Below are 11,475 nucleotides of genomic sequence, written 5' to 3'. Positions count from 1 at the left end.
GTTCGCAGTTTTCGCAGTTTTCGAAACGATTCTCCGATCCGCTTGCTCGCGTGGAGTGATGGCTGTGCATGATCCGATGGAGCGGGACCGGCCCGGGACGACGGCCGGTGAGACGGCCCTCCGGCCGCCCGGGGGAACGATCCCCGCGCTGTTCGCGCGACAGGTCCCGGCGGCGCCCGACGCGATCGCCGTGGTCTGCGGCGACACCTCGCTGACGTACCGCGAACTCGACCGGCGCTCGGACCGGGTGGCCGCCGGGCTGCTGCGGCGCGGCGTGGGACCGGAGTCCGTGGTGGCCGTGACGCTGCCGCGCACACCGGAGCTGGTGGTGGCGCTGCTGGGCGTGGTGAAGGCCGGTGCCGCCTATCTGCCGGTGGATCCCGGCTATCCGGCGGAGCGGATCGCGTTCATGCTCGGCGACGTCCGGCCCGTGCTGCGGCTGACGCCCGACGGCCGGGCCCCGGGGGCCGGGAGCGCCGATCTCCCCGTCACGAGCGTGGCCGACCTCCTGCGCGAGGGCTCCCCCGACGGTTCCCCCGAGAAGGACGCCACCCCCGCGTACGGGCGGGCCCGGCACCCCGGGCAGCTCGCCTACGTCATCTACACGTCGGGTTCCACCGGCGTCCCCAAGGGCATCGGCGTCACCGACCGTGACGTGGTGGCCCTCGCGTCGGACGCGCGCTTCCACGGCGGTGCCCATGAACGGGTGCTGCTGCACTCCCCCCTCGCGTTCGACGCCTCCGTGTACGAGCTGTGGGTGCCGCTGCTCAACGGCGGCCGGGTCGTCCTCGGCCCGCCCGGCGATCTCACCCCGCACCGCGTCAGGGAGCTGGTGGCCCGGCACGGCGTCACCGCGCTCTGGCTGACCAGTGCCCTCTTCAACCTGGTGGTCGAGGAGGACGCGGCGGCCCTGGCCGGTCTGCGCGAGGTGTGGGCGGGCGGCGACCGGGTCCTGGCGCCCGTCGTCCGCGCGGCCATGGCCGCGTGCCCGGGGACGGCCTTCGTCAACGGCTACGGCCCCACCGAGACCACGGTGTTCGCGATCACCCACCGGATGGCGGACGGAGCCGTGCCCGGCGCCGATGTCCCCATCGGCCGGGCCCTGGACGCGATGGGCGCGCATGTGCTGGACGACGCGCTGCGCCCGGTGGCGCCGGGCACCCCCGGCGAGCTGTACCTCACCGGTGCCGGGCTGGCCCGGGGCTATCTCCGCCGGCCGGAGCGGACCGCCGAGCGCTTCGTGGCCTGCCCCTTCGGGCCCGCGGGCGAGCGGATGTACCGCACCGGCGACCTCGTGGTCGAGGACGCGGACGGGAACCTGGTCCATCAGGGCCGTACCGATCAGCAGATCAAGGTGCGCGGCTTCCGGATCGAGCCCGGCGAGGTCGAGAGCGTGCTGCTGGACCATCCGGCGGTGGCGCACGCGGCGGTGACGGCCCGGGAGGACCGGCGCGGCGGAGCGGGCAGACAGCTGGTGGGGTACGTGGTGCCCGCGCCACGGGACACGGCAGGCCCGAGGGACATGGCAGGCCCGGAGAACACGGCAGGCCCGGGGGCGGCCACCCACGGCGGCCGGCACCCGCTCCTCCCCGACGAGCTGCGGGAATTCCTCACCGGCCGGCTCCCCGAGTACATGGTGCCCGCCGCCCTCGTCGTCCTGGACCGGCTGCCGCTGACCCCGAACGGCAAGCTGGACCAGGCCGCGCTGCCCGCCCCCGAGTTCACCGGCACGGACTACCGGGCGCCGCGCACCCCGCTGGAGCGGACCCTCGCCGCCGTCTACGCCGATGTCCTCGGCGTGCCGCGCGTGGGCCTGGACGACGACTTCTTCGCCCTGGGCGGCGACAGCATCCAGGCCATCCAGGTCGTCACCCGGGCGCGGGCACGCGGGGTGTCCACCACGTCGGGGCAGATCTTCCGGTACGGAACGGTCGGGGAGCTGGCGGCCGCCGCGACCCCCGTCGACGCGGACGGGGGCACGGAACCGGCGCCCCGGCTGGCCGAGCTGGACGGCGGCGGCACGGGCCCGATGCCGCTGATGCCGGTGGCGCGGTGGATCCAGGAGCTGGGTCCGGGCTTCGACCGGCTGTCGCAGGCGATGGTGGTGGAACTCCCGGCGGGCATCGACCGGGCCGGCCTGGCCGCGACGCTCACCGCCGTGCTCGACCGCCACGACCTGCTGCGCGCCCGGCTGCTCCCGAACGACCTCCCGGACGGCCTCCCGGACGGCCTCCTGGTCGCGCCGGCGGGCACGGTCGACGCGGACGCGCTGCTGCGCCGGGTCCCCTGCGACGGCCGGTGGGCACCGGAGTCCTGGCATCCGCTGCTGGTGGCGGAGGTGGAGGCCGCGGCGGGCCGGATGGACCCGGCGGCGGGTGCGGTGGCGCGGTTCGTCTGGTTCGAGCCACCGGCCGGCCCGGGGCGGCTGCTGCTCGTCCTGCACCACCTGGTCGTGGACGGGGTCTCGTGGCGGATCCTCCTGCCGGATCTGGCGGCGGCGTGGTCGCACATCCGCGACGGCCGCGCGCCCAAGCTGCCGGCCGTGGGGACGTCCGTACGCCGCTGGGCGCACGCGCTCAACGAAGCCGCCACGAGCCCCGAGCGGATCGCCGAACTCGACACCTGGCGCACGATCGTCAACGGCCCCGACCCGCTTCTCGGGAACCGGCGGCTCGACCCGGCGGTCGACGTCCGGTCGACGGTGGAGAGGGTACGGGTGCTGCTGCCGGCCGACGTGACCGAGGCCGTGCTGACGACGGTCCCGGCGGCGTTCCGGGGCAAGGTCAACGACGCCCTCCTCACGGCCCTCGCCCTCGCCGTCACCCGCTGGCGCCGCGACCGGGGCGTGGACGAGCCCTCGACCCTGATCCGCCTCGAAGGCCACGGCCGCGAAGAAGAAGCCGTCCCCGGCGCCGATCTCTCCCGTACCGTCGGCTGGTTCACCAGCGTGTATCCCGTACGACTCGACCTCACCGGCATCCCGCTCGACGGCACCGACGCCCCCGCCCGCGCGCTCAAGGCCGTCAAGGAACAGCTGCTCGCCGTCCCCGACAGGGGACTCGGCTACGGTCTGCTCCGCTACCTCAACCCGGACACCGGGGCCGAGCTGGCGGCGGCGCCCTCGGGACAGATCTCGTTCAACTACCTCGGCCGGTTCTCGGCCGCCGACATGCCGGAGGAGCTGCGCGGCCTCGGCTGGACCGAGAGCGGTGAGCTGACCGACGTCACCGAGCTGGCCGAGCTGGACGCCGGACACGACGCCGCCATGCCCGCCCTGTGCGAGGTGGACATCAACGCGACCGTGACCGGGACCCCGGAGGGGCCCCGCCTCGGCGCGGTGTTCGGCGCGCCGGCCGGGGTGCTCTCCCCCGCCGAGGTACGGGAGCTGGCGGACCTGTGGTGCGAGGCGCTGCGGGCGCTCGCCGGCCACGTGGCCCGGCCGGGCGCGGGCGGGCTCACCCCGTCCGATGTCCCCCTGGTCACGGTCGGCCAGGCCGAACTGGACGCGTGGGAGCGGTCCCACCCCCGTCTGGTGGACGTCTGGCCGCTGACCCCGCTCCAGTCGGGGCTGCTGCACCACTCGATGCTCGCGGGTCCCGGCAGCGACACCTACCAGGTGCAGCTGGTGTTCACCTTCGCAGGCGGCGCGGACGGCCAGGCGGGCGCGGCCGGCGTCGTGGACCCCGCCCGGATGCGGGCCGCCGGGCAGGCGCTCCTCGACCGGCATCCGAGCCTGCGGGCCGCCTGCGTCCCGAACGCCGCCGGAGACCTGGTCCAGCTGATCACCGAGGGTGTCGAACTGCCGTGGCGGGAGGCCACGCTGAGCGCCGACGGCTTCGACCGCTTCCTGGAGGAGGACCGCAGGACGCCGTTCGACCTGGCGGAGGCGCCGCTGCTGCGGCTGGCCCTGATCCGTACCGCCCCGGACCTCACGCATGTCGTCCTCACCGCCCACCACGTCCTCTTCGACGGCTGGTCGGAGCCGCTGATCCTGCACGACCTGGTACGGCTGTACGGGGACACCCGCGCGGCGCTCCCCGCCGTACGGCCCTTCGGGGAGTTCCTGGCGTGGCTCGCGGCGGAGGACCGGGAGGCGTCGGTCCGGGCCCACGCGCGGGCCCTCGAAGGCCTCGCCGGGCCGACGCTCGTCGCACCCGACGACACCGCCACCGACGACAGCACCGGCGACAACAGCACCGGCGACGAAGCCGACACCGCCGCCGACACCGGTTACGGCGTGCTCGACGCCGCCCTCGCTCCGGCCGAGGCCGGGGAGCTGCTGCGCCGGGCGGCCGCCCTGGGCCGTACGCCCAACAGCGTCGTCCAGGCGGTGTGGGCGGCGGTGCTGGCCGAGCTGACCGGCTCCACGGACGTCGTCTTCGGCACCACGGTCTCCGGCCGTCCGGCCACGCTGCCCGGCGTCGAGTCGATGGTCGGGCTGTTCATCAACACCCTGCCGGTCCGGGCCCGCTGCACCCCCTGGATGTCGCTCGCGGACGTCGTGTCGGGGCTCCAGTCGGCACAGGAGGCGCTGCTCGCGCACCACCACGCCGCCCTGGCCGACCTGCACGACGCGACCGGTCTCGGGGTGCTCTTCGACACGCTGCTGGTCTTCCAGTCCTCGCCGTTCGACCAGGCCGCCATCGCCGCCGCGAGCGCCGGTGCCGGGCTGCCCGTGCCCGCGTTCCGCTCGCTGGCGGGGGCGCACTATCCGCTCGTCCTGATGGTGGAACAGGAACAGGAGCAGGAACAGGAGGAGATGGGGAGAGGGCTGCGGCTGCGGTTCCAGTACCAGTACCGGGCCCTGGACGCGGCCGGAGCCGGGCGGATCGCGGACCGCTTCCTCGCCCTGCTGCGGGCGTTCCTCGCCGACCCCCGGGCCCGGATCGGCACGCTCGCCGAACCCCTCCCGGTGGCGCGCCCGGCGGCGCGTTCCGCTGTCGTACCGCTGCCGGAGCTGTTCGCGCGGCGGGCCGCCACTGGCCCGGACGCGGTGGCGCTCGTCGTGGACGGGGTGCCCGACACGGTGGGCGAGATCGCCGAACGGGCCGCTCGTCTGACGCGTGCGTGCGTACGGAACGGTCTCGGCCCGGAGTCGGTCGTCGCGGTCCACTGCGCGCACCCGGTCGACCGGGTGGTGGCGCTGCTGGGCGTCCTCGGCTCCGGTGCCTGCTGCGTGGAGATCGATCCGCAGGACCCCCGGCCGTGGTCGGACGCGGTGCTGCGGGACGCCCGCCCGCAGGCGGCCGTGGTGGACGAGGCGGCGGCCCCGCTGCCGGCCGGTCTGCCGCGTATCCCCGTGGAGACGTACGACGCGGAGGACGGCGACGGCGCGGTGCCCCGGATCCCCGCCGGCGCCTGGGGCGGGCTGCCGGCGCGGCTCGACTACGTACCGGACGCGGCGGGCGAACCGCTCGGGACGGCCGTGACCCACGCGGGGCTCGCGGCCGAACCGGCCCGGTTCACGAACAGCGAAGGTGCTGGGGCCGGACCGCTGTTCCTCGGCCCGGAGACCAGGGCGGCGGATCTCGTCTCGGCGCTGTGCGCGGGCCGTACGGTCGAGATCCGCAAGGGAGCGGCCGTGCCCGGCGAGGCCCCGGCGGCGGACCGGGCCCGGGTGCTCGGTCCCGCGCTCGGTCCGGTGGTGCCGGGCGCCGTGGGCGAGCTGTACGTCCCGGAGGAGGGCGCGCGCGGCTTCGCCGGGCGGCCGGGCCTGACGGCGGCGCGCTTCGTCCCGGACCCGTCCGGACCGCCCGGGGCCCGGCTGCGCCGTACGGGTGTACGGGTCCGGCGCGGCCGGGACGGCACACCCCTGCCCCTCGGCGGCTCCGGCGTCCCGGCGGGCTCGGAGGCGGTCCGCGCGGTGCTGCTCGGTCACCCCGGGGTGGCGGAGGCGGCCGTCGCGGCGGGTCCGCGAGGGGCCGTCGGCTATGTCGTCGCCGGGGGCGCGGAGCCCATGCAGGCGGACGAGCTGCGGGCGTTCGCCGCCCGGCGGCTCCCCGCCCGGCTGGTGCCGGTGGCCGTGGTGGTCCTGGAGAGCCTGCCGCTGACGGCGGGCGGGCGGCTGGACACGGCCCGGCTGCCCCGCGAGGCCGGCGGGGCCGGTGAGGGCCACAGGACCGCGCGCGACGCACACGAGGAGCGTCTGTCGCGGCTGTTCGCTGAGGTCTTGGGCGAGGACACCGTCGGCATCGACGACGACTTCTTCGCGCTGGGCGGCAACTCGCTGCTCGCGACCCGGCTGATCGGCCGGATCCGGAACGAATTCGGCGTCGACGTCTCCATCCGGTCCGTGTTCCGGCACGCGACCGTCGCCGGCCTGGCCGGTCAGTGGGACGCCATCGCCACACAGAGCGGCCCCCGGCTGCGCAGAGCGACCAAGGAGTAGCAGTCCATGTCCCGACCCAGCCAGAACAGCCGGAACAGCCGGAACAGCTCAAGGGGGCGTCGATGACCACGGAGACGACGGAAACCATGGAAACCACGAGGACGACCGAGTTCCCGGAGCTGATCGCCCGTACGCCGTATCTGTGGCGCGCCGGCCGGCCCGAGAGCGCCTTCCGGCTGATCTGCCTGCCGCACGCGGGCGCGGGCGCGGCGGCGTACGCCGACTGGGCCCGGCTGCTGCCGCCGGAGATCGAGCTGGTGGCGGTGCAGCTGCCGGGCCGGCAGAACCGCATAGCCGAGGATCCGTTCACGGAGGTCGGCCCGCTCGTGACCACGCTGACGCACGCGCTGCGGCCGGTGCTGGACCGCCCGTACGCGTTTTTCGGCCACTCCTGCGGGGCGGCGCTCGCGTTCGAGCTGGCGAAGGCGGTGCGGGCACGCGGGCGCCGGGGGCCGGAGCATCTGTTCCTGTCCGCGCAGGCGTCGCCCGAGTTCGAGGGGACGCCGCAGCTGCACCAGCTGGACGACGACGCGTTCCGGGCGGAGATGGTCGCCCTCGGCGGCATCGACGAGGAGATCCTGCGGGACGAGTCGGTGATGCGGTCGCTGATCCCCGTGCTGCGGACGGACTTCACGCTGTGGGAGCGGCACCGGACCGCGCCGGCGGAGCCGCTGGACTGCCCGATCACGGTCCTCTGCGGCGACAGCGACCCGCGTACGCCGACCGGCTCGGTGACGGGGTGGGGCAAGCACACCGGCGCCGACTTCTCCGTCCGGTTCTATCCGGGCGGCCACTTCTACTTTCTCGAATCGGGCGCCGGGGACGTGGTGTCGTTCCTGAGCCGGCAGCTCCTCGGGGCCCCCGTGGACGGGAGGACGTCATGACAGCGGTACCGGAGACGGATGCGTTCGGTCCGCGTCTCCTCACGGAGGCGGCCGCCGCCGCGCGGTCGGTGCCCGGTGTGGGCGACGCGGTCGCGGTGGTCCGCAGAACGGTCCGCGCGGGCGCGACCCCCGCGCCCCCGTCACCTCCCTCTGCTCCCTCTCCCCTTTCTCCTCCCTCGCCTCCCGCTCCCCCTTCTCCCCCGGCACCCGCCCGGACCCTGCCCGCCGCCGAACTCGACGGCGGCCCGGTCCCCGTCCCTGCGGGCGCACCCGCCACCCTCCAGGAGGCGCTGCGCGCGGCCGCCGAGCTGGCCCCGGAGAAGGGCACGGTCTTCATCCGGCGCGGCCGCGAGGACGAACTCCAGACCTATCCGCAGCTGCTCGCCGAGGCGCAGCGGGTACTGACCGGGCTGCGCGCCGCCGGGCTGCGGCCGGGCGACGCCGCGCTCTTCACCTTCGACGACAACCGGGCCTATCTGACCGCGTTCTGGGCCTGTGTGCTCGGCGGCTTCCTGCCCACGCCGGTCGCGGTCGCCACCACGTACACGGCGCCCAACGACACCAACCGCCGGCTGCACAACGTGTGGAAGCTGCTCGGCGGCCCTCCGCTGCTCACCGACGACGCCACGGCGGGCGCGCTCGCGGGGGTACGGGAGCTGTGGGGCGAACCGGACGTCCGCATCCTCACCACCGGGGAGTTGCTGGACCACGCGCCGGACACCGACTGGTATCCGGCGACGCCCGGGTCCCCGGTGCTGAATCTGCTCACCTCGGGCAGTACCGGCGTACCCAAGTGCGTCCAGCACACCAACGCCACGGTCGTCGCCCGGTCCCTGGGGTACGCGGGCTTCAGCGGGATGGGCGGCGACGAGGTCAGCCTCATCTGGATGCCGTTCGACCATGTCACCGTGGTCCACTGCAACATCCGCGATGTGTTCCTGCGGTGCCTGCACGTCAACGCCAAGATCGAGCACTTTCTCGCGGACCCGCTGCTCTGGCTGGAGTGGGCGGACCGCTACGGCGCGACGAACACGTGGGCGCCGAACTTCGCCTTCGCGATGGTCAACGAGCGCGCCGGGGAGATCCGCACGGACCGGAGCTGGGACCTGTCCCGCTTCCGTACGGTCCTGAACGGCGGCGAGCCGGTGGTGGCGGCGACCAGCCACCGGTTCCTGGAGCTGCTGGCACCGCACGGGCTGCCCGCCGACGCGATGGTGCCGGCGTGGGGCATGGCGGAGACCTGCTCCGGGGTGACGTACGGGCGGCAGCGCCTGGACGACCGGTCGGCGGGCACGGTCACCGTCGACCCGGTGTCGCTGGCGGAGGCCATCCGCGAGATCCCGCCGGGCGACCCGGAGGCGGTGACGCTGACGACGGTCGGCCGGCCGATCCCGGGTGTCCGGATCCGGGTGGTGGACGACTCCGGAGCGGTCCTGCCCGAGGGCCGGATGGGCGAACTGTGCCTGCGTGGCGAGACCCTGATGACGGGCTACTTCCGCAACGAGGACGCCAACCGGGACGCGTTCGACGCGGAGGGCTGGTTCCGCACGGGTGATCTCGCGTTCGTCCGGGACGGCGAGCTGGTGATCGCCGGGCGGAAGAAGGACCAGATCGTGGTGCGGGGCGTCAACTACCTCGCGCACGAGCTGGAGAGCGTGGTGGAGCAGGTCGAGGGGGTACGGGTCACCTTCTCGGCGGCGGTGGGCATCCGCGAGCCCGGCGCGGGCTCGGACCGGCTGGCGGTGTTCTTCGTCCCCCGCGACCGGGACGCCGACGCGCTGGCCCGGATCGCGGACGGTGTCCGCGCGGTCCTCGTCCGCGAGGTGGGGCTCGCGCCGGATCTGCTGATCCCGGTGACGGAGGCGGAGTTCCCGAAGACCGGCAGCGGCAAGGTCCAGCGGTCCGCGCTGGTGTCCGCGTTCCGGGCGGACGCCTTCGCGGGCCGGGTGATCGGCGCGGACGCCCCGAAGGAGCCGGAGACCTGGCTGTTCGCGCGGCAGTGGGCCAGGACAGAACCGGCCGGTGGCGCGGGCGACGGCCGGGAACCGTCCGGGGTACGGGTGCTCATCGGCACGGAGGAACACCTGAAGCGGCTGGATCCGGCCGGTCCGGTGGTCCTGGTCCCCCCGGAGGAGTGGCCCGGCCCGGCCGGGGCGCCCGACGGTGCGCGGCTGCGGGACATCCTCGCCGGGGTGGCCGGGCGGCACGGCCGGATCTCGGCGGTCATCCACGCGCACGCCCTGACCACAGCCGCCCCGGCGGACGCGGCAGCCGCGCGGGACGCCGGTGCGCCCACCCCGTACGGTGACGCGCCCGCCGGCCGGCTCGCCGCGCTGACCGGGGAGCTGACCGCCCTGCTCGGCGCGGTCGCCGACACGGGCCACGGCGGCGGAGACCCCCTCGGCGACGACGGCGGCGAGGACCGCAGCGGCGGCGCCCCGTTGCTGCTCGTGCTGACGTCCGGTGCCGTGCACGTCCGCGACGGCGACCGGATCGACCTCGCCACCTGCGCGCTGCCCGGTCTGGTGCGGACCGCCGTCGCCGAACATCCGGCGCTGCCCCTGCGCCAGGTCGACCTGCCGGCCGACCCCGCCCGGTGGCCGGACGCCTTCCGGGCCGAGCTGGCCGACCGTGCTCCCACCGGTGTCGTCGCCGCCCGCGACGGGCACCGCTGGCAGCCCCGGCTGCGCCCGGTCCCCGCGCCGGACCCGGGCGGGGCCCCCGTCACCCCCGGTGGCCTGTATCTGGTCACCGGCGGGCTCGGCGGCATGGCCCACGACCTCGCCGGGTATCTGAGCGCGTCGTACGGGGTACGGCTGCTGCTCGTGGGCCGGTCACCCGCCGACGGCGAGCGGGCCGAACGGCTCGCGGAGCTGAGCGCCCTCGGCGAAGTCGTCTACGAGCAGCTCGACGTGGCCGACACGGCCGCGCTCCGGGCGGCGGTCGCCGGGGCGGAGTCCCGCTGGGGGCGGGCGCTCGACGGCGTGCTCCACCTGGCCGGCGCGGACCCGACCGATCAGTGGGAACGCCTGGAGGAGCACACGCTGATCCGGGAGTCGCCCGGGACGTTCGCCCGGCACTATCGCGCCAAGGTGTCCGGTACGCTCGCCGTCGCGGATGTCCTCGCGGACCGCCCGGAGGCGGTACTCGTGCTTTTCGGTTCCGTCAACGGGGAATTCGGCGGGCATTCTTTCGGCGCGTATTCCGCCGCCAATTCCTTTCTCGCCGGTTTCGCCGACCACTGGCATCACGAGCGGCGCCGCACCGTGCACTGTGTCGCCTGGAGCATGTGGGCGGGCGTCGGTATGAACCGGGAACAGTCGGCGGCCCCCGCGCGCAGCAGGGGATTCCGTGCCCTCGATCCGTCCGACGGGCTGCGGCTGTTCCTGGAGTCCCTGGCGCTGCCCGAGCACTATCTGCTCGCGGGGCTGGACGCCACGAACCCGGCGATGGTCGAGGAGATGGCCCCGGAGCGGCTGCGCGCCGGTGAGCTGCTGATCGCGTACACGACCGACGCCGCCGACGCCACCGACACCACCGACAGCACTGACAGCGCCGACCCCGCGGACGCCGTGCGCGCGGCCGTCGCGCCGGCCGTCCGGGACTGTCCCGTCCCGGTGCGCCTGGTGCGGGTGGCCCGGATCCCCCGGGACGCCCGGGGCGCCGTGGACACCGCCCAGCTGCTGCGGGACGCCGCGCCCGGCCGGCCCGCCCGCAGGTCCGCGCCGCCCGCCACCGACCTGGAGCGGACCGTCGCGCTCATCTGGTCCGACGCCCTGGGGCGCCCGGAGATCGGCCGCGAGGACTCCTTCTTCGACCTCGGCGGCAACTCCCTGCGCGCGACGCGGCTGCTGACGATGGTGGACGACCGCTTCGGGGTGCGGGTCAGCACCCAGGAGCTGTACGAGAATCCCACGGTGGCCGCCGTCGCGGCCCTGGTGGGAGGGCGCGGCGCCGGCGGGTGAACCCCCCGCGCACCCGTGTCCTGTCGACGGGACACGTCGCTCACCCGCGGCGTGTCCCGTCGTGCCGTCTTCTCTCTTGACCGGCCACGCGCTGTCCGGAAAGCATGGGGAGAAGAGCGAGCCGCATTTCCCGGGAATTCTCCCGGCGGCCCCTGTTGCCGCGTACTTCGCCTCCATCGCGTCCATCGCGTATATCCATCCCTTGTTCCGTGCCTCCGACCGGAGGCCGACTCTGCCT

General features: G+C 75.0%; 3 protein-coding genes. All 3 read left to right on the top strand.

Annotated features, from left to right (window positions below):
• The first annotated feature begins 58 nt into the window (after nt 1-58).
• The 3 genes from SYYSPA8_RS33040 (at nt 59) to SYYSPA8_RS33030 (ending at nt 11,237) form a co-directional block, all read left to right on the top strand.
• Nucleotides 59-6,388, top strand: a complete 6,330-nt coding sequence (locus SYYSPA8_RS33040; protein ID WP_323451109.1) for a non-ribosomal peptide synthetase — start codon at nt 59-61, stop codon at nt 6,386-6,388.
• A gap of 62 nt (nt 6,389-6,450) precedes the next feature.
• Nucleotides 6,451-7,272 carry a thioesterase II family protein gene (locus SYYSPA8_RS33035; RefSeq protein WP_323451108.1) on the top strand — a complete coding sequence of 274 codons (822 nt, stop codon included), beginning with the start codon at nt 6,451-6,453 and terminating at the stop codon, nt 7,270-7,272.
• Nucleotides 7,269-11,237 carry an SDR family NAD(P)-dependent oxidoreductase gene (locus SYYSPA8_RS33030; RefSeq protein WP_323451107.1) on the top strand — a complete coding sequence of 1,323 codons (3,969 nt, stop codon included), beginning with the start codon at nt 7,269-7,271 and terminating at the stop codon, nt 11,235-11,237. The genes SYYSPA8_RS33035 and SYYSPA8_RS33030 overlap by 4 nt, the downstream gene beginning before the upstream one ends.
• The last annotated feature ends 238 nt before the right edge of the window (nt 11,238-11,475 follow it).

This window comes from Streptomyces yaizuensis (assembly GCF_034961445.1).
GTDB lineage: Bacteria > Actinomycetota > Actinomycetes > Streptomycetales > Streptomycetaceae > Streptomyces > Streptomyces yaizuensis.
This window is presented reverse-complemented; position numbering and strand designations above follow the sequence as displayed.

Coding starts and splice junctions, on each gene's coding strand:
- SYYSPA8_RS33035 (WP_323451108.1), top strand. CDS start 6,451: ATGACCACGGAGACGACGGAAACCATGGAAACCACGAGGACGACCGAG.
- SYYSPA8_RS33030 (WP_323451107.1), top strand. CDS start 7,269: ATGACAGCGGTACCGGAGACGGATGCGTTCGGTCCGCGTCTCCTCACG.
- SYYSPA8_RS33040 (WP_323451109.1), top strand. CDS start 59: ATGGCTGTGCATGATCCGATGGAGCGGGACCGGCCCGGGACGACGGCC.